The organism is Nocardioides segetis (assembly GCF_051390595.1).
Lineage (GTDB): Bacteria > Actinomycetota > Actinomycetes > Propionibacteriales > Nocardioidaceae > Nocardioides.
The window spans coordinates 59,046-80,037 of sequence record NZ_JBNINR010000018.1 but is presented as its reverse complement, the minus strand read 5'-3'; the positions used below and the strand labels follow the sequence as shown (position 1 = coordinate 80,037).

At 69.9% G+C, this 20,992-nt stretch carries 8 protein-coding genes; 7 read left to right on the top strand and 1 reads right to left on the bottom strand.

Translation table 11 applies throughout. From position 1 onward, the window contains the following. Nucleotides 1-15 precede the first annotated feature (15 nt). Together dapA and ACPZVR_RS22405 are read left to right on the top strand one after the other, a co-directional pair. Complete coding sequence (gene dapA / locus ACPZVR_RS22410) at nucleotides 16-903, top strand: 4-hydroxy-tetrahydrodipicolinate synthase (protein ID WP_436701904.1); 888 nt, start codon at nucleotides 16-18, stop codon at nucleotides 901-903. Beyond that, nucleotides 903-2,588, top strand: a complete 1,686-nt coding sequence (locus tag ACPZVR_RS22405) for a ribonuclease J (RefSeq protein WP_436701903.1) — start codon at nucleotides 903-905, stop codon at nucleotides 2,586-2,588. Before dapA ends, ACPZVR_RS22405 begins: the two co-directional genes overlap by 1 nt. A gap of 302 nt (nucleotides 2,589-2,890) precedes the next feature. On the opposite strand, the gene ACPZVR_RS22400 is transcribed toward ACPZVR_RS22405, so the two are convergent. Beyond that, nucleotides 2,891-6,082: a M4 family metallopeptidase gene (locus ACPZVR_RS22400; RefSeq protein WP_436701902.1), complete on the bottom strand. Its 3,192-nt coding sequence runs from the start codon at nucleotides 6,080-6,082 to the stop codon at nucleotides 2,891-2,893. Between the two features lie 219 nt (nucleotides 6,083-6,301). Here ACPZVR_RS22400 and ACPZVR_RS22395 point away from each other — a divergent pair, with 219 nt between their 5' ends. The 5 genes from ACPZVR_RS22395 (at nucleotide 6,302) to ACPZVR_RS22375 (ending at nucleotide 20,984) form a co-directional block, all read left to right on the top strand. After that, on the top strand, nucleotides 6,302-8,917 hold the full coding sequence (locus tag ACPZVR_RS22395) for a DNA translocase FtsK (RefSeq protein WP_436701901.1): 2,616 nt from the start codon (nucleotides 6,302-6,304) through the stop codon (nucleotides 8,915-8,917). Nucleotides 8,918-8,922: 5 nt separating this feature from the next. Further along, a complete protein-coding gene (locus tag ACPZVR_RS22390) occupies nucleotides 8,923-10,617 on the top strand; it encodes a helix-turn-helix domain-containing protein (protein WP_436701900.1) in 1,695 nt (564 codons plus the stop codon). 64 nt (nucleotides 10,618-10,681) lie between these two features. Continuing rightward, complete coding sequence (rimO, locus tag ACPZVR_RS22385; RefSeq protein WP_436701899.1) at nucleotides 10,682-12,133, top strand: 30S ribosomal protein S12 methylthiotransferase RimO; 1,452 nt, start codon at nucleotides 10,682-10,684, stop codon at nucleotides 12,131-12,133. Then, on the top strand, nucleotides 12,130-12,780 hold the full coding sequence (gene pgsA, locus ACPZVR_RS22380) for a CDP-diacylglycerol--glycerol-3-phosphate 3-phosphatidyltransferase (protein ID WP_436701898.1): 651 nt from the start codon (nucleotides 12,130-12,132) through the stop codon (nucleotides 12,778-12,780). The genes rimO and pgsA overlap by 4 nt, the downstream gene beginning before the upstream one ends. Before the next feature lie 224 nt (nucleotides 12,781-13,004). After that, nucleotides 13,005-20,984, top strand: a complete 7,980-nt coding sequence (locus tag ACPZVR_RS22375) for an ExeM/NucH family extracellular endonuclease (RefSeq protein ID WP_436701897.1) — start codon at nucleotides 13,005-13,007, stop codon at nucleotides 20,982-20,984. The last annotated feature ends 8 nt before the right edge of the window (nucleotides 20,985-20,992 follow it).

The window sequence follows — 20,992 nt, the reverse complement described above, 5'->3', positions numbered from 1 at the left end:
GATAGGCTGGGGGTCATGACTCCCGCACCCTTCGGCACCATGCTGACCGCCATGGTCACGCCGTTCCTCGAGAACGGCTCCGTCGACCTGGACGGAGTGCAGAAGGTCGCCAAGCACCTCGTCGACAACGGCAACGACGGCATCGTCGTCTCCGGCACGACCGGGGAGTCGCCGACCACGACCGGTGCCGAGGACGGCGAGACCCTGGCCGCGGTCAAGGACGCCGTCGGCGACCGGGCCAAGGTCGTCGCCGGGGTCGGCACTAACGACACCCGTCACTCGGTCGAGCTGGCCAAGCAGGCCGAGAAGGTCGGTGCCGACGGGCTGCTGCTGGTGACGCCCTACTACAACAAGCCCAGCCAGCCCGGCGTGCTCAACCACTTCCGCCACGTCGTCGAGGCGACCGGGGTGCCGGTCATGCTCTACGACGTCCCGGGCCGCACCGGCACCAAGATCGCGCTGGAGACCTACGTCGCCGCGCGCGAGTGGGACACGGTGATCGCGGTCAAGGAGGCGACGGGCGACCTGGCGCGCACCGCGCAGCTGGTCGACCTCGGCTACGCCGTCTACTCCGGCGACGACGTCAACACGCTCGGCTACCTCGCCTACGGCGCGGTGGGCCTGGTCTCGGTGGTCGGCCACGTCGCCGGCACCGAGCTGCGCGCGATGATCGACGCGTTCCGCTCCGGCGACCATGCCGAGGCGCTGCGCATCCACACCGGGCTGATCCCCGCGTTCGAGGCGATCATGGGCGTCGCCAACTACGGCGCGACGACGGCCAAGGCCGCTCTCGAGCTGGTCGGGGTCCTCGACAACCGAACCGTCCGACCGCCACTGATGGCGCTCGACGACGCGGAGGTCGCGGATGTCCGTGCCGGTCTCGCCGCGGCGGGCCTCCTCTGATGTCGCACCCGCACCCCGAGCTGTCCGCGCCCCCGAAGCTGCCCCGGGGCGGCCTGCGGGTCATCCCGCTCGGCGGCCTCGGCGAGGTCGGCCGCAACATGACCGTCTTCGAGTACGACGGCCGGCTGCTCATCGTCGACTGCGGCGTGCTCTTCCCCGACGACCACCAGCCGGGCGTCGACCTGATCCTGCCCGACTTCGCGGCCATCCGCGACCGGCTCGACGCCGTCGAGGCGCTGGTGCTGACCCACGGCCACGAGGACCACATCGGCGCGACGCCGTACCTCCTGCGCGAGCGGCAGGACATCCCGCTGGTCGGCTCCGAGCTCACCCTCGCGCTGGTCAACTCCAAGCTGCGCGAGCACCGCCTGCGGCAGACGCCGTTCTACACGGTCAAGGAGGGCGACCGGATCTCCTTCGGCCCCTTCGACCTCGAGTTCGTCGCGGTCAACCACTCGATCCCCGACGCGCTCGCGGTCGCGATCCGCACCGGCGCCGGCATGGTGCTGCACACGGGCGACTTCAAGATGGACCAGCTGCCCCTCGACGGCCGGATCACCGACCTGCGGGCGTTCGCGCGACTGGGGGAGGAGGGCGTCGACCTCTTCCTGACCGACTCGACCAACGCCGAGGTGCCCGGCTTCACCACGGCCGAGCGCAAGATCACCCCGGTGCTCGAGCAGGCGTTCGCCGAGTCGAAGCAGCGCATCATCGTCGCCTGTTTCGCCTCCCACGTGCACCGCGTCCAGCAAGTGCTCGACGCGGCGGTGAAGCACAACCGCAAGGTCGCCTACGTCGGTCGCTCGATGGTCCGCAACATGGCCATCGCCCGCGACCTCGGCTACCTCAAGGTCCCGCCGGGCGTCATGGTCGAGGCCAAGGAGCTCGCCGACCTCGCCCCCGAGCGGCAGGTGCTCATCTCGACCGGGTCGCAGGGCGAGCCGCTCAGCGCGCTGGCCCGGATCGCGCAGCGCAACCACAACTTCGTGCACCTCGAGGAGGGCGACACCGTCGTCCTCGCCTCGAGCCTGATCCCCGGCAACGAGAACGCCGTCTACCGGGTCATCAACGGCCTGGCCCGGCTCGGCGCACGCGTGGTCCACAAGGGCAACGCGCTGGTCCACGTCAGTGGTCACGCCAGCGCCGGCGAGCTGCTCTACTGCTACAACATCGTCAAGCCGCGCAACGTGCTGCCGGTCCACGGCGAGGTCCGGCACATGCTCGCCAACGGCGAGCTCGCCAAGGCCACCGGCGTCGAGAACGTCGTCTACGCCGAGGACGGCGTGGTCGTCGATCTGGTCGACGGCATCGCCTCGGTCGTGGGCAAGGTCGAGTGCGGGTACGTCTTCGTGGACGGCCAGTCGGTCGGCGACGTCACCGAGTCCGAGCTGAAGGACCGCCGGATCCTCGGCGAGGAGGGCTTCATCTCGGTCATCGTCGTCGTCGACTCCGTCGCCGGCAAGGTCTCCGCAGGCCCCGAGATCCACGCCCGCGGCCACGCCTGGGCCGACTCGGACTTCGAGTCGATCAAGCAGCCGATCGTCGACGCGGTGAACCGCTCGATCGACGAGGGCAGCACCGACACCTACCAACTGCAGCAGACCGTGCGCCGGACCATCGGCCGCTGGGTGAGCAACACCCACAAGCGCCGGCCGATGATCATCCCGGTGGTCGTCGAGGCGTAGACCGGGCCGACGGCTCGGGCACGCCCGGGCGGCAGCTGGGGCACGCTCGGGCAGCCGGTCGCGTCGTACGCGGTCGGGGGCCGGCACCGGTGCTGGTCCGTGGCGTGCGCCGTGCATGGTCATGCGCATCACCTCGCCCGCTGGCGGGGTAGGACGTGTTCCGATTGGGCACAAACAGCATCCGATCGGCCCGAATTGTTGCGGTTTGGTCCCAAACCGCAACGGCGCAGATCCGGCTGAAAAACGCCGAGAGTGCATGGGCTCTCGATCCACCGAGAACCCATGCACTCTCCTGCGTACCGCTACTGCTTGCCCTTCAGCTTGATCGTCACCTTGGCCGAGAACGGCGAGATCCTGGCGTCACCGGGGTAGCTCACGGTCCCCTTGACCTTGCGCTTGCCCTGCCGCCACAGCTTCTTGAGCTGCTTCTTGGCCTTGATCTTCACGACCCCGTTGACCGCGGTCCCGGTGTAGGTCTTGCCCTTGATGGCGAGTGTGACCGGACCGGAGGGCATGACGCCGTTGGAGGTCGTGATCGTGAGCGTCACGGTGCCCTTCTTGGCGCTGGCCTTGGGGGAGACGGTCGCGGTGCCGGGAGCGACGTCCGGGGTGGTGCAGATGCTGACCGCCACGTTGTCGATGTACCAGCCGTCGTTGCCGTTGCAGCCGTCCATGCCGAAGTCGAACCGGAACTCCACGGTGTCGCCTGCCTTGGCGATCATCGACAGGTCGATGGCCGAATGACCCCACTGGCCGGTGGGGAGGCCCCCGTCGGCTCCGGTGTACGCCGGCTCGCCGGCCATCGGGTTGGTGTTGCCCGACGCCTCGGTGTCCAGCTCGCCACCCGGGGCGTTGTAGAGCCAGGCGCGGTCGGGCACCAGCTCGAACTCACCGGTGCCGTTGACCTTGTACTTCACGTTGCCGCCGTCGAAGCCGACCTCGGTCGCCACGTAGTGGTCGAACGTGAAGCGCGGCAGCTCGCCCGCGGGCACGGTCAGGGGCGGCGTCGCCATCCCCACCCGCGAGGAGTAGTCGTTGGCGTCGAGGTTGCAACTGCCGAAGTTGCCGGCGTCGCCCTTGTCGTTGAAGTACAGCACCGACGTGCCGCCCTTGTGCTGGACGCCGCCCTTGCTGACCACCGGCAGGTTCGTGGTGGTCGTGGCGTCGAAGTGCTTGGCGCCGTCGCCGTCGGGGCTGGTGTAGTACTCCACGTCCTGGGTCCACCCGGCCGGGATGCCCGACTCGAAGCCCTCGGTCCACAGGCTCTTCGTGACGGTGCCGTCGCCGCAGCCCACCTGGCCGCGGTGGAACATCGGCTTGAAGTTGCACTGCACCGGCTCCTTGCGCAGCTCGGTCGCGGCGATCGCCTGGGTCACCGCGGCGCAGTCGGCGGCGGCGATGGGGGCGATGGTCCCCGCGTCGGCGGCACTGCCGCCGGTCGGGCTGTCACCGAGGGTGAGCTTCTTCAGCGTGGTGTTCCCGGTGAGGGTGGCGCAGGAGCCCTCGAGGCCGTCGGCCAGCTCGGCGAAGCCGGAGGTCGGCGTCAGGTAGGCCGTCTGCGTGCGCCAGAACAGGTGCGCCGCCTTGTCGAGCCCGATGCCCGGCACGGTGACTCCGTTGTAGGTGCCGCCGTCGACCAGCAGGGCGAAGGTGTGGTTGACCACTCCCGAGTTGGTGTGGACGCCGCCGCTGTCGTCGGTGTCGCAGAAGTACTCCTCGTCGGAGACCTTGCCCGGGTCGCCGTAGCAGTTCGGGTTCCACATGTCGCGGATCGCGCCGCCGAAGGCGGGGTCGTCCTCGCCGGAGAGCCAGCGGAAGCTGGCGTCGCGCGAGCCCGGCACCTCGGCGTCGGTCAGCGTGATGCTCAGCGGACCCGCGGCCGCCTTGATCTCCGCCCCGTCGGCCTGGGTGACCATCGCGCCGTAGAGGGAGGAGAATCCGGCGACCGACGCGACGCCCGGCTGGTTGTTGCCGAAGATGATGCCGACGGCGTCGGCGTCCTCCGCGTGCGCGATCTTGGTGGCGAAGGGGCACAGCCCGCGGTCGACGTAGACGAACTTGCCGGCGACCTCGGCCGCGTTGTCGAACGGGGAGCAGCCGTCGGTGTCGGTGCCGACGACCTCGCCTTCCTCCTCCTCGACCGCGTCGGTGCCGACGACCAGGTCGTCGGTGACGTTGTCGATGATCGGGCCGAACGCCGCCGCGACGGCGGTGCACTCGCCGACCTGGGCCTCCGGGGTGACGACGACGGTGATGTCGCCGCGGGTGCCCTCGGAGCACTTGCCGTCGGTGCGCGGGGTGTCCTCGTCGGGGTCGTCGAGCCGGTTGTTGAGCATGTCGACCGTCTCGCCCCAGATGTCGGAGTAGGCCTCGTTCATCGCGCCGGGCTGCCACTGGTAGAGCAGACCGGACGTCTTCTCCGTGTAGGCGTGTCCCCACTCGTGGGCGACGGTGTCGTCGGAGGAGACGCCGGAGCAGTAGTTGGTCGAGGTGCCGTTCCAGTTGGCGTTGGGGCACTGGATGGTCGGGTCGTTGTTGACCGTGATCATCTTGCCGCCCAGGCCGTCCCAGGAGTCACGGCCGAAGGAGTTCATGAAGAACCAGTACGCCTCGCCGGTGCCGAGGACCTCGTTCTGCTGGTCCTGGTCGAGGGCCCCGGGGAACGCGTCGCCCTCGGACCACACCGGCTCGGTCTCGATGGACTCCTCGTGCAGGTCGCGGTCGAGCGCGTGGGCGATCATCGAGTAGCGGTTGACCGGCTTGCCGGTCTCCGCGTCGAGGACGGAGGTCTCGCGGACCTGCTTGCCGTCGGTGACCTCGACCACCCAGGCGAGGAGGTTGCGCCCCTCGACACCCTGGATGGCGCCCATCCGGTAGATCATCAGTCGGGCGCTCGCGCGCAGGCTGCCCGCGTCGGGCTTGGCGCTCGCGTGCTCGTCGGCGCCGGCCGGTGCCTCGGCGGCGAGCCGGATCGCCTTCGCCTCGGCCGCCGCCTCGTCCAGGCGCGGCGTGACGTCGACGTCGACCTGCGGCGCGACGTAGCCGGAGACCGAGACCAGGTCGCCGTCGGTGTCGACCTGGGCGCGCAGCTTGGCGCCGAACACCGGCACCCCCTGGTAGGTCTGGGCGAAGTCGACGGTGTGACCGGCCGGCGTCGCGGTGGTGACGGGGTGACCGAGCTGGGCGGCGGTCGCACCGAACGCGCGGGCGTAGCGGTCGACGTAGTCGGTCGCCTTCGCGGCAGCGCCGCTGCGGGTCGTCCCGGAGCGCTCCGACGGGGCGAGATCGCCGCTGGCACTGATGAAGCCGACCTTGCCCGTGGCGGGCGAGGTGGTCAGCGACACGGCGCCGGCCGCCTGGTTGCGCATCTGCTCGACGACGGACGGATCCGGATCGGCGGCCTGGACCGGTGTCGACGGGATGATGACGAGGGCCGCCCCGACGAGCGAGAGTCCGACGCCCTTCCTCAGGGTGTCGGGAAGGTTGAGTCTCACGAATGTTCTCCTCGAGATAGAACGTGTCGTCGGCGGAGCCCGAGTGTTGCCCGCTCCGGACACTGCACGGCACCCTAAGCGCAGGAATACGGCCGGTCCAGAGGTCCGGCGTAAACTCTCCGTCGCCGTGCTGGCGGAGCAGGAGAACCTCCCGGTCCCCGGCGACACACCGCCGTGTGGTCCGTGTGACTGGTGGGACGATCACCTAGGTTTGGTGTCATGGCGACCCGTACGTCTTCCCCGCCGGGGTCGCGCAGCAGGACCAGCTCTTCCTCCCGCTCGGGCGTGAAGAAGACAGCCAGCTCGCGTACCCGGAGTACGTCCACCAAGAAGCGCCCGCCGGCCAAGAAGTCGGCGGCGAAGCGGCCTGCCCCGCGCGCGGTGCGCAGCGGGCCCGGCCCGGTGCTGCGGACGTTCACCGCGCTCGGCAGGGGAGTGGTCGCCCTCTGGCTCGCCTTCGCCCACGGCATCGGCGCCGTCACCCGGGGCGTCGGCCACGGCGCCCGCGACATCGCGCCCGAGCAGCGCCGCGACGGCTTCGGTCTGCTCCTCGTCGCGGTCGCCCTCGTCATCACCGGCGCCGTCTGGTTCGAGGTGCCCGGCGGGGTCATGGACTTCACGCGTGCCGCGGTCTCCGGATCGGTCGGCAAGATCGGCTGGTTCGTGCCGCTGCTGGTGCTGGCCGCGGGCTGGCGGGTCATGCGCGACCCGGTCGGCAACGGCCCGGCCGGACGCCAGGTGATCGGCTGGACCGCCTTCTCGTTCGGACTCCTGGGCGTCGTGCACATCGCCAACGGCAGCCCCGAGCCGGTCCAGGGCGACACGACGCCGCTGCGCGACGGCGGCGGCGCTGTCGGGTACGTCGTCTCGGCGCTGCTGCTCGACCTGCTGCGCGCACCCGCCGTCGTCGTACCGCTGCTGGTCCTCCTGGCCTTCTTCGGCGTCCTCGTCATCACCGCGACGCCGCTCTACCGCGTGCCCGACCGCCTGCGCGACCTGGGCGACCTGCTGCTCGGGCGGCACCACGGTCACGACGACGACGCGACCCAGGCGATCGACCTCGACGACACCTTCGAGCGGATGGGCGACCCGGCGTACGACTCGCCGGTCCTCACCGAGCCGAAGCGCCGGCGGCGCAAGAAGGACGAGGAGCCCCATCCGACCGAGGAGTCGATGGAGCTGCGCGAGCCGATCGACGTACCCCTCACCGACGAGGAGCCGATCGACCCGGAGGCCGGTTCCAACGCCCTCATCGCCCGCCGCCTCGCGCAGAGCGCCGCCACGGACGACGAGGAGACCGGCGAGCTCGAGCCGCCGCCCCACGCCGACCTGCCGCAGCGGGTCGAGCAGCTCGCCCTGTCCGGCGACATCGTCTACACGCTGCCCGACGCCTCCGCGCTCAAGCCCGGCGACCCGCACCGCGCGCGGTCGAAGGCCAGCGACGAGGTGGTGGCGCGGCTGCAGACCGTGCTCGACGAGTTCAACGTCGACGCGCAGGTGACCGGCTACACCCGGGGCCCGACGGTGACCCGCTACGAGATCGAGCTCGGCACCGGCGTCAAGGTCGAGAAGATCACCAACATCCAGAAGAACATCGCCTACGCGGTGGCCACCTCGGACGTGATGATCCTCAGCCCCATCCCCGGCAAGTCCGCGGTCGGCGTCGAGATCCCCAACACCGACAAGGAGATCGTCTCCCTCGGCGACGTGCTCCGCTCGCCGGTCGCTCGCAACGACCACCACCCGCTCGTGTCCGGCCTCGGCAAGGACGTCGAGGGCGGCTTCGTCGTCGCGAACCTCGCCAAGATGCCCCACCTGCTGGTCGCGGGCGCCACCGGCTCCGGAAAGTCGAGCTTCATCAACTCGATGATCACCTCGGTGCTGATGCGCTCGACGCCCGACGAGGTGCGGATGATCATGGTCGACCCCAAGCGGGTCGAGCTCAACGCCTACGAGGGCGTGCCGCACCTGATCACGCCGATCATCACCAACCCGAAGAAGGCCGCCGAGGCGCTCGAGTGGGTCTGCCGCGAGATGGACATGCGGTACGACGACCTCGCCAACTTCGGCTTCCGGCACATCAACGACTTCAACAAGGCCGTGCGCGAGGGCAAGGTCGAGGTGCCGCCGGGCAGCGAGCGCACGCTGTCGCCGTACCCGTACCTGCTGGTGATCGTCGACGAGCTGGCCGACCTGATGATGGTCGCGCCGCGCGACGTCGAGGGCTCGATCGTCCGGATCACCCAGCTCGCCCGGGCCGCGGGCATCCACCTGGTGCTCGCGACGCAGCGTCCGTCGGTCGATGTCGTCACCGGTCTGATCAAGGCGAACGTCCCGTCCCGGCTGGCGTTCGCGACGTCCAGCCTCGCCGACAGCCGCGTCATCCTCGACACCCCCGGTGCCGAGAAGCTCGTCGGCCAGGGCGACGGGCTCTTCTTGCCGATGGGCGCCTCGAAGCCGATCCGCGTGCAGGGGTCCTGGGTCAGCGAGCCCGAGATCCACGCGGTCGTCAAGCACTGCAAGACCCAGCTCGAGCCCAACTACCGCGAGGACGTCACCGCACCGGCGGCGTCGAGCAAGGTGCTCGACGACGACATCGGTGACGACATGGACCTCGTGGTCCAGGCGATCGAGCTGGTGGTCTCGACCCAGTTCGGCTCCACCTCGATGCTGCAGCGCAAGCTCCGGGTCGGCTTCGCCAAGGCCGGGCGCCTGATGGACATCCTCGAGAGCCGCGGAGTCGTCGGACCCAGCGAGGGGTCCAAGGCCCGCGACGTGCTGGTCAAGCCCGACGAGATCGACGCCGTGATCATGACCATCCAGGGCGAAGGGTGAGCGAGATGACCGACAGCGTGAGCCAGCCGTCCGCCTCGCGGGTCGAGGTCCGCCGCAACGTCGCCCTGTCGGCCTCGGTCGGCGGGTTCTCGGCCCTGCTCGCCGTCGCGTTCGCGGTGCGCTCCTTCAGCGGCGGCACCACCCTCGACTGGGTGACCTTCGGGGTGCTGGCGCTGGTCACCGTGGCCCATCTGGCGGCGCTGGTCGACGGCCGCGCGCCGCTGCTGGTCGCCGACGACCACGGCGTCCGGCTGCGCCAGGGCGCGACCTGGCGAGGGATCGCCTGGCCCGAGATCGACTGTCTCGAGCACCTGCCCCGACGCGGCCTGGTCCGCGACGGGCACCTCCTTGTCGACGGGTACGACGACCAGCAGCTCGTCGTCCCGCTCACCCTCGCCACCCGCCTGGTCGGCGCCGAGGCGGACTCGCTGAGCGACGTCCTGGCCGAGCTCGCCGACGGGCGCGCCGACGTGGTCGAGGTGGTGCCGGGCCTGGCCGACGACGGCGCGGAGCGCTCAGGGGACGTGCCCAAGCTCAGCGACCTCTACGCCGACGACGCGCCCGCCGCGGAGCCGGAGGCGCGGCGAGGGATCGCCGCCCGCGTGGCCGCGGGCCTCGGCGCCGCGCGGGAGCCCCGCCCCGACGCCGCCCCCGACCTCGACGCTCCGGACCTCGCCGCGCCCGACGCCGCCTCCCATCTCGACGCGTCGGACTTCGAGGACACCGGCGAGGTCGTGCTGGCCGCCGACACCGAGAGCACCGACGAGATCGCCGTGGTCGACCCGACCGACGAGAGCGACGACACCCCCGTCCCCGACCGCCCGACGGTGCTGCCCGCGCGCGTCGAGCTCGACCGTTCGGTCCCGGACCGGCCGACGTTGGTCCGGGCGCCGATCGTGCCCGACGCCGACCACGCCGACCGCGCCGAGCACGCCGAGGACGGCGAGTCCGTGACGGTCGTCCTCGAGGACCTCGCGGTGCGTCCGGCGGCGCAGCCGGTCATCGGTCCGGAGCTGACGGCCGCGCGCGACCGGCTCCGCCTCACGATCGACCAGCTCTCCGAGCGGACCCGGATCCGGCCGCACGTCATCGAGGCGATCGAGGTCGACGACTTCGCGCCCTGTGGTGGCGACTTCTACGCCCGCGGGCATCTGCGCACCCTCGCCCGCGTGCTCGGCATCGACGCCGGACCGCTCGTGGCGTCGTACGACGAGACCTATGCCGACGCACCCGTCGACCCGCGGCGCGTGTTCGAGGCCGAGCTGGCGACCGGCGCCGGCGGCTCGATCCGCAGCACCCGCGGCGGTCGCAACTGGTCGGTCCTCATCGCGGCGGTGATGGGCGCGGTGCTCGTCTGGTCGGTCGCCAAGCTCGTCATGGGCGGGCCGGCGCCGGTGGGCGACACCCCGGTCCTCAACCAGAGCGGCGGCATCTCCCAGGCCGCCGCGGCCAAGGGCGATCCCGTGAAGCTCACCCTGACGGCCGCGGGCGGCGGCGCCCAGCTGGTCATCCGCGACGCGGCGGGGGAGATCGTCTTCGACGGCAACCTGGCCTTCGGCCAGACCTCCGAGCTGAAGGTCGTGCCGCCGGTGCGGATCTGGAGCTCGGACGGCTCGGTGACCTACGCGATCGGCGGCGCGCAGCCGCAGGCGCTGGGCGAGACCGGCGCGGAGGTCTCCAAGACCGTTGTCGCCCGGTGACGGCACCGGTCACACCGCTGAGGAATGCCGGCCGGCCCGCGCTCGCCGGTATCCTCGACCGGACATGACCAGCACACCCACGAACCCCGTCTCGGTCGCGCTCCTCACCCTCGGTTGCGCGCGCAACGACGTCGACTCCGAGGAGCTGGCCGGCCGGCTCGCCGCCGACGGCTTCGCGCTGGTCGACGACCCCGAGGACGCCGACACGGTCGTGGTCAACACCTGCGGCTTCGTCGACGCGGCCAAGAAGGACTCGATCGACACCCTCCTGGCCGCCGCCGACCTCAAGGAGTCCGGCCGCCCGCAGGCGGTCGTCGCGGTCGGCTGCCTGGCCGAGCGGTACGGCGAGGAGCTCGCCGACTCGCTGCCCGAGGCCGACGCCGTGCTGGGCTTCGACGACTACCAGGACATCTCCGGCCGGCTGCGGTCGATCCTCGCCGGCGAGCGCCCGCACCCCCACACGCCGCGGGACCGGCGGCTGCTGCTGCCGATCAGTCCCGCGGAGCGCCAGGCGGTCGTGGACGCGCCGACGTCCGCGGACGCCGATGTCGAGATCGCCATCCCCGGCCGCTCCGCGATCCGGCGCCGCCTCGACGGCGGGCCGATGGCGCCGCTCAAGCTCGCCAGCGGCTGCGACCGCAGGTGCACCTTCTGCGCGATCCCCATGTTCCGCGGCTCCTTCGTGAGCCGGCGTCCCTCCGACGTGCTGCAGGAGGCCGCCTGGCTGGCCGGCCAGGGGGTCAAGGAGCTGTTCCTGGTCTCGGAGAACTCCACGTCCTACGGCAAGGACCTCGGCGACCTCGGCCTGCTCGAGACGCTGCTCCCGGAGCTGACGGCGGTCGACGGCATCGAGCGGGTCCGGGTCTCCTACCTCCAGCCCGCCGAGACCCGCCCCGGACTGGTCCGGGCGATCGCGACGACACCCGGCGTGGCGCCGTACTTCGACCTGTCGTTCCAGCACGCCAGCGCGACCGTGCTGCGCCGGATGCGCCGCTTCGGCGACCCGGAGAGCTTCCTCGGCCTGCTCGCGCAGGTGCGGGAGCACGCGCCCGAGGCCGGCGTGCGCTCCAACGTCATCGTCGGCTTCCCGGGCGAGACGGAGGAGGAGTTCCAGACGCTGTGCGACTTCCTGGTCGCCGCGCGGATGGACGTCACCGGTGTGTTCGGGTACTCCGACGAGGACGGCACCGAGGCCGCGAACCTCGACGGCAAGTTGGACGACGACGAGATCCGCGCCCGCGTGCAGCACCTCAACGACCTGGTCTCCGAGCTCACCTCCGAGCGCGCCGAGGAGCGGATCGGCAGCACCGTCGAGGTACTGGTCGAGGAGGTCGACCCTGACGGCACCGGCGACGGCACCGTCGAGGGGCGGGCCGCCCAGCAGGGGCCCGAGGTCGACGGCACGACGCGGGTGCTCGGCGTACCCGGCGCGAAGGTGGGCGACTTGCTGCGGGCCGTCGTGATCGGCTCCGACGGCGTCGACCTGATCGCCGAACCGGCAGGAGGACAGGCATGACCGGGACCAGCACGGGCGCGAGCCCGGCGTCGGCCAAGCCGAGCAACTGGAACCTGCCCAACGCGCTGACCACGCTGCGGATCGTGCTGGTCCCCGTCTACGGCTGGGTGCTGCTCCACGACGGCGGCGACTCCATCACGTGGCGCACTATCGCATGGGCGATCTTCTTCGTCGCGATGGTCACCGACAAGATCGATGGCGACATCGCGCGCGCCCGGAACCTGATCACCGACTTCGGCAAGATCGCCGACCCCATCGCCGACAAGGCGATCACCGGGATGGCGTTCATCGGCCTGTCGATCATCATGGACACCTGGTGGATGTGGACGATCACGATCGTCGTCCTGACCCGCGAGTGGGCGGTCACCCTGCTGCGGCTCTCCGTGCTCAAGTCCGTCGTCATCGCCGCCGCCCAGAGCGGCAAGTGGAAGACCGCGGCGCAGGCGCTGGCCCTCGGCCTGCTGACCCTGCCGCTGCTCGAGGTCGGTGACGAGGTGGGCTGGCTCGACGTCCCCGGCGAGATCACCTACGGCGCCGCGATCGCGCTGCTGCTCGTCGCCTTCGTGCTGACCATCTGGTCGGGCTACGAGTTCTTCCGCGACGTGTGGAAGCAGCGCCACGACATCCGGACGCCGCGCTCCGCCTGATTCGGCGACCGCCGCGACGTAGATCCTGCGGCGCTCCATCCCGCAAGAGCAAAATCTGACGGCTTGTCGTCACCTTTTCGTCACTTGGTTTTCCTCAGCCCCTTGCCAGCGGTGCTTGAGATCAGCCTAGGTTAAGGACCCTTCCCCGCCGTTCTCGCCAACTTCTCTCGGGTGCGCGCGTGCACGGTTGTCCCTTGCCGCTTTGACGACCTCGGAAGTAGCTCATGCGTTCAGCGAAGCAGTTCCTCCTCGGCTCCCTCGGTGCAGCCCTCGCGATGTCCGGTGTCGCGGTTCTCACCGCCGGCACGGCCCAGGCCGCCAGCCCCGGGATGATCATCAACGAGGTGTACGGCGGAGGTGGCTCGACGTCCGCGTCGGCCGCCTACAAGTCCGACTTCGTCGAGCTGCTGAACCCGACCGGGACGGCGCAACCGCTCAACGGGCTGAGCCTGCAGTACCGGAGTGGCTCCTTCACCGGCAGTGGGACAGTCTCGGTCCTGCCGCTTCCAGACGTGAGCGTCCCCGCCGGAAGCAAGTACCTGGTTCAAGTCAGCAGTCCAACGGGCTGCACCGGCGGTGTGCTCTGCGGAGGGGCGGACGTCCCCTTGCCCGACTACAGCGGCACGGCGCTCAACATGGCTGCAGGCAGCGGCCAAGTGATGCTCGTGCAGGGGACCAGCACCATCACCGTGACCGGGTCGTTGATGCACACGGTGGCCAATGTCGTCGACTTCGTCGGCTACGGCACCGCGGGGTCCTCGGAGACGGCGCCGACCGGGACTGCGACCACGAACACGACCTCGGTCCAACGCAAGAACACCACGGACGGCGACAACAACGCCACCGACTTCAACGCGCCCGCGACTCCCAGCCCCGAAGGGATGGGCACGGTCGCGCAGCCGCTGTCTGCCACGAACCCCGGCAACAAGACCTTCACGCAGAACCAGGCGATCTCACCGATCACGCTGCAGGCGAGCGGCGGCACGTCGCCGTACACCTGGGCCGTGACGGCGGGGACGCTTCCGGACGGGCTGCAGCTCACCGGCAACCAGATCACGGGGACGCCGACGACGGTGACGCCGAGTCCCGTCGAGGTCACCGTGACGGCCACCGACTCGGCGACGCCAACGCCGGCGACAGCGACGGCTACCTTCACGATCCAGATCGATGAGCAGCTCGCGATCACCCCGATCGCGGAGATCCAGGGCACCGGTGCCCGGTCGCCCTTCGCGCCGCCGACCGGCAACAGCACCGGAGCCGACGTCAAGGCGACCGAGGGCGTCGTGACCGCGGTCTACTACACCGGCGGCTTCAACGGCATGTACATCCAGACGCCGGGCGTCGACACCCCGGACGCCTCCGACGGCATCTTCGTCTACGGCGGGTCGACCAACGCCAACATCCCGGCTGGCATTCAGGTCGGCGACTCGGTGCGGGTCACCGGCAAGATCGCCGAGTTCTTCGATCTCACCCAGATCGTCCCGGCCTCCGCCGCCGCCGTGACCGTCCTCGGGACGTCGCTGGGAACCGTCACCCCGCGCGCCTTCGCCTTCCCCGAGACCGACGCGGAACGGGAGAGGTTCGAGGGCGAACTGGTCGAGCCGCAGGGCGCGTTCACGGTCAGCAACGTCTACACCACCAACGACTTCGGTGAGATCACCCTGGCCGCGGGTCAGGGCCCGCTCAAGCAGCCGAGCGAGTTCGCCGACGCGTCGGACCCGGCGGCGCTGCAGGCAGTCCGCGACGAGAACGAGCGGCGCGCGGTGGCCCTCGACGACGGCTCGACCGTCCGCTACCTGCAGAACCAGACCAACAAGGCGCTGCCCCTCCCGTGGCTCACGGGCGCCGACCACAACGCCGTGGCCTCGCCGCCGCGGGTCGGCGCGGGTGTGGAGTTCCACTCGAAGGTCATCTTCGACTGGCGCAACGACACCTGGAAGTTCCAGCCGCAGGCGCAGGTCACGACCAACGGTGCTTCGGTGGCGACCTTCGAGGACACCCGCGAGGTCAACAAGGTGCCGCAAGACGTCGGTGGCGACCTCAAGATCGCGACCTTCAACGTCTTGAACTACTTCAACACCACCGGCGAGGCCTACGAGCTCGCCGGTCCCCAGCAGGACCCGCCCGTCGATACCTTCTGCACCTGGTATCGCGACCGAGGACCGGGGACCGGGGCCAAGATCGGCAACAACTCCTGCGGAGTGCGGCTGCTCGACGACCCGGACACCACCAGGGATGAGTCCCAGGACAACGACGGCAGGGGACCGCGGGGTGCCGCGACCGCCGAGAGCCTGGCCCGCCAGGAGGCGAAGCTCGTCCACACCATCAACGCGCTGGGCGCGGACGTGATCGGTCTCGAGGAGGTCGAGAACTCGATCAAGCTGCCCGGGGAGACCAACCGTGACGACGCTGTGGCTCGCCTGGTGGAGATCCTCAACACCGCTGCCGGTGCCGGCACCTGGGCGTACGTGAAGAGTCCGGGTGAGGCGCTGACGGCGGCGGCCGTCGCGGAGCAGGACGTGATCCGCCCGGCGTTCATCTTCAAGGCCGCGAAGGTCGAGCCGGTGGGCGGATCGGACATCCTGTTCGGCACCACCGAGTTCGCCAATGCCCGCGAGCCGCTGGCACAGGTGTTCAAGGCCAAGGGCGCGCCGGACAGCGACGGCTTCGCGGTCGTCGTCAATCACTTCAAGTCCAAGGGCGACAACCAGGCTCCGATCCCGCCCGCGACCGGTGACAACGCGCAGAACGGCGAGGTCGGCGCGTTCAACGGCGACCGTGTCCGGCAGGCCACGCGGCTCCTCGAGTTCGCCGACGACTTCGCCGCCGAGCGGGGTGTCGATGCCGTCTTCCTCGCAGGCGACTTCAACTCCTACACGGGCGAGGACCCGATCAAGGTTCTCACCGCCGACGACCGCTACCAGCTGATCGAGTCCGACCAGGAGGGCGACGAGAGCTACTCCTACCAGGGACTCTCCGGGTCCTTGGACCACGTTCTCGGCAACCAGGCCGCGATGGACATGGTGACGGGTGCCGACATCTGGGAGATCAACGCCAACGAGGCGGCGTCCTTCCAGTACAGCCGCTACAACTACAACGTCACCGACTTCTGGCTGCCGAACCAGCCGTGGGCGACCTCCGACCACAACCCCGAGATTGTCGGCATCGACGTTCCCGACTTCACCCCGACCTCCTACAAGGAGATCCAGGTGATCGGCACCAACGACTTCCACGGTCGGCTGCTCCCGGACGCCGGCAACGCCGCGGGTGCGGCGCCGTTCGCGTCGGCGGTCAAGGACCTGGAGGCGCAGTTCCCGTCCGGCAGCACCGCGTTCGTGGCCGCCGGCGACCTCGTCGGCGCGTCCACCTTCGAGTCGTTCATCCAGGACGACGAGCCGACCATCGACGCTCTCAACGCGATGGGTCTCGATGTCTCGGCGGCGGGCAACCACGAGTTCGACCGTGGGTACGCCGACCTCGAGGGCCGGATCCGCGACCGAGCCGACTGGGAGTACATCGCGGCCAACCTCGACTACGCCCCGGGCGTGGCCGAGGAGGACAAGCTCGCCGAGACCTGGACGACCACGCTCGACGGCGTCAAGGTCGGCTTCGTCGGCGCGGTGACCGAGGACCTCCCCGGTCTCGTGAACCCGGCCGGCATCGAGGACATCACCGTCACCGACGTCGTCGACGCGACCAACGCCGCGGCGGCGGCGCTCAAGACGGCGGGCGCCGAGATCGTCATCCTGCTGGTGCACGAGGGCGCCCCGACGACCGAGTGCGACTCGGCCAGTTTCACCGACCCGGCAACCGTGTGGGGGAACATCGTCCAGAACACGTCCGCCGACGTCGACGCCATCATCTCCGGTCACACCCACCTGGCCTACAACTGCCGCTACACCGTGCCCGACTGGCAGGCCGACAGCAGCCGCGCGGTCAAGAAGCGGCCGGTGGTCTCGGCCGGTCAGTACGGCACGAACCTCAACCAGCTCGTCTTCAAGTTCGACGAGACCTCCGGTGAGCTCAAGGCGATCAGCCAGGACGTGATCGCCGCGTCCGGCGTCGGCTATGCGCCGGACCCGGCCGTGCAGGCCATCGTCGACGACGCGGTGGACTACGCCGCGGCGGAGGGAGCGACCGTCCTCGGTCAGATGACCGGGCCGTTCAAGCGGGCGTCGTACACCTCCTCGGCCGGCGCAACGGAGAACCGCGGCGGCGAGTCCACGCTGTCCAACCAGGTCGCCGAGGCCCAGCGCTGGGCAACCAACGCCGACATCGCCTTGATGAACCCGGGCGGCCTGCGCGCAGACATGCTCGGCACCGCCAATAGCGGCCTCCGCGACCTGACCTATCGGCAGGCCGCGGACGTCCAGCCGTTCGCGAACACCCTGGTCACCATGCGGCTGACCGGCGCTCAGCTCAAGACGGTGCTCGAGCAGCAGTGGCAGCGCACGGCGACCGGGTCCGTACCGTCGCGACCGTTCCTTCGGCTGGGGGTCTCGGAGGGGTTCACCTACACCTACGTCGAGTCGCCCGAGACCGTGACCGCGCCGAACTCCGCGCCGGTCAACACCTTCCAGGGCACTGTCACGGGGATGTGGCTCAACGGCCAGCAGATCGACCTCGGGGCGTCGTACACGATCGCCGCGAACTCGTTCCTCGGCGGTGGGGGCGACAACTTCTGGGAGCTCGCCAACGGCACGAGCAAGGTGGACACCGGCAAGGTCGACCTGGAGGCGATGGTCGACTACATGGCGCAGTTCGACGCCGACGCTCCGCTTCCCGTCGACTACAGCCAGCGGGCGGTGGAGCTGAAGCTTCCGGTCGACGCCCCCGACGCGTACCGACCGGGCGACACCGTGTCGTTCGACGTGGCCTCCTGGGCCATGTCGGCGGCCGATGACCTCACCGACACTCAGCTCGAGGTCAGGCTCGGCGACGACGTCCTCGGGACGTTCCCGGTGGACAACACCATCGGCAACAAGCCGTACGACAACTACGGCACGGCCTCGGTCTCGGTCACGCTGCCAGACGAGCTTCCGGACGGCACCGTGGAGCTGACGGTCTACGGTCCGACGACGAAGACGTCGGTGCCGTTGGTGATCACGACCGAGGCCAGTCAGACCGAGATCCAGATCATCGGCACCAACGACTTCCACGGCCGGATCCTGAACGAGCCGTCCTCCGCGGCGGCGGGCGCCGCGATCATGTCGACGGCGGTCAAGGAGTTGCGTCAGGCCAACCCGAACACGGTCTTCGCAGCAGCCGGCGACCTGATCGGCGCGACGACCTTCGAGTCGTTCGTGTCGAACGACAAGCCGACGATCGACGCGCTCAACGAGGCGGGCCTGGAGGTCTCGGCTGTGGGCAACCACGAGCTCGACCAGGGCTACGACGACCTCATCAACCGGGTGATGGCCGAGTACGACCCCACGGAGAACCCCGATGGCGGTGCGCAGTGGCAGTACGTCGCCGCGAACCTCAAGTTGCGCGAGAACGGCAACCCGGCTGTGCCGGCGTCGTGGATCAAGACGATGGACGGGGTCGACGTCGGGTTTGTCGGCGCCGTGACTGAGGCGCTGCCGACCCTGGTGTCGCCGACCGGCATCGACGACCTGCAGATCGCGAACATCGTCTCGTCGGTCAATGCCGAGGCGAACCGGCTGGTCGCCGAGGACGGTGTGGACCTGGTGGTGATGCTGGTGCACGAGGGCGCTCCGGCGACCAATTGCGCGACGATGGACGACTCCGGCCCGTGGGCCGAGATCATCAACAACATCACCCCGAACGTCGACGCGATCGTGTCCGGTCACACCCACCTGGCTTACAACTGCAGCTTCCCGGTTCAGGAGTGGATCGACGCCGACCGGCCGGTCAAGGAGCGGCCCGTGGTCTCCGCGGGTCAGTACGGCGAGAAGCTGAACCAGCTCGTCTTCACCGTCGACCGCGCCACCGGCGACGTCCAGGCGCAGACGCAGGCGATCATCAACCTGAAGACGTGCAACAACAGCACCAGCTGCACGCCGTACACCCCGGACCCGGACGTCGTGCCGATCGTGCAGGACGCGATCGACGTGGCCACGCCGATCGGGAACCAGGTCCTCGGTCCGATCGCCGGCCCGTTCAACCGGGCCAAGCTGGCCAACGGCACCACCGAGAACCGCGGTGGCGAGTCGACGCTCGGCAACTTGGTCGCCGAGGTCCAGCGGGCCGAGACGCCGGCCGAGCAGGGCGGCGCGCAGATCGCCTTCATGAACCCCGGCGGCCTTCGGGCGGAGATGGAAGGCACCGTCACCGATGGCGTCCGCAACCTGACCTACCGTCAGGCGGCGAACGTCCAACCCTTCGCCAACGGCCTGGTCAACATGGACCTGACCGGCGCGCAGATCGAGAAGATCCTCGAGCAGCAGTGGTCGCGGACCCCGGACGGGACGCAGATCCCCTCGGGTCTGACCCGCTACTTCCTGCGACTGGGCGTGTCCAAGGGCTTCACCTACACCTACCGGGAGGTTCCGGCGCCGGGCGTACCCGTGCAGGGCGGGGGCGCGCCGCCGGTCGACACGTACGTCGGCGACGTGACCGGGATGTGGCTCAATGGCGAGCCGATCGTTCCCACCCAGACCTATTCGGTGACGGCCAACGCCTTCCTCGCCGGCGGTGGCGACTCCTTCTGGGAGTTCAGGAACGCGACCGGCAAGGCGGAGTGGGGCGTCTCGGACCTGCAGGCGATGACCCACTACATGTCGACGCACACCGGGAGCACCGCGCTGCCGGTCGACTACAGCCAGCGTGCGGTCGAGGTCCACGACGTGGCCGCGAGCTACGCCGTGGGCGGCCGGCTCACCTTCGGGGTCGAGTCGTGGAGCCTGTCCAACGCCTCCGACCTGAAGGACACCGAGATCGAGGTCAGTGTCGGCGGCATCCTGCTCGGCACGGCCACGCTGGACAACACGGTGAGCACGGTCGCGATCGACAAGACCGGCACCGCGTCGGTCGACGTGCCGATCACGAGTGCGGTCCCGGCAGGCGAGGTCCAGGTGATCCTGAGGGGCGCGACGACGGGCACCGAGATCCCGGTGAGGATCACCGTCACCGACGGCACCTTCGTCAACGACGTCAAGCCCGCGATCACCGGCACGGCCAGCGTCGGCTCGCAGCTGACTGCCACGGCCGGCACGTGGACGCCGACGCCGGGCTCGGTCAGCTATCAGTGGCTCGCCGACGGGGTGGAGATCGAGGACGCCACCGGGTCGACGTACACGCTGACGGCCGCTGAGCTGAACAAGGTGATCACCGTCAAGGTGACCGCCAAGGCCACCGGGTACGTCGACGCGACCGTCGAGTCCGACCCGACCGCTGCGGTCGGAGAGGGCACGATCGTCAACGACGGCAAGCCTGGCATCTCCGGGCCACTGACCGTCGGGTCCGAGCTGACGGCCACGCCGGGGATGTGGACGCCGACGCCGGGCTCAGTCAGCTATCAGTGGCTCGCCGACGGGGTGGAGATCGAGGACGCCACCGGGTCGACGTACACGCTGACGGCCGCTGAGCTGAACAAGGTGATCACCGTCAAGGTGACCGCCGAGGCGACGGGCTATGCGGACAAGACGGTGGAGTCGGACCCGACGCTCGCCGTGTCCAAGGGGGGAGTGACCACGGTTACCCCACCGACGGTCACCGGCACCGCGGGCGTCGGCCAGACGCTCACGGTGAGCCCGGGAGTGTGGCAGCCGGCACCCGACTCGGTGACCTACCAGTGGCTCGCGAACGGGGTCCCGATCCCCGGGGCCACCGGCACCAGCCTCGTGGTGACCCCGGCCCTGGCGGGCGCGACGATCACCGTCGCGGTGACGGCGCACCGGGCCGGCTACGCCGACGCGACCGCGGTGTTCACCCTGAGCACGCCGGTCACCAAGGCGGCCAGCTCGATGGCGGTCAAGATCAAGCCGAAGAAGGTCAAGGTCGGCAAGAGGATCAAGGTGGTCGTCACGGTCACGACCGCTGCCGGCGTGACGGCCACCGGCCCGGTGACGGTCAAGCTCAAGGGCCAGAAGGCCAGGACCGCGACCGTGGTGAACGGCACGGCGACGGTGAAGCTGAAGAAGGTGCGCTCACCCGGCAAGAAGAAGCTCCTGGTGACCTATCAGGGCAGCACCGCCGTCAGCGGATCCTCGGCCACGACCAAGGTCAAGGTGCGTCGCTGACCTGAAGC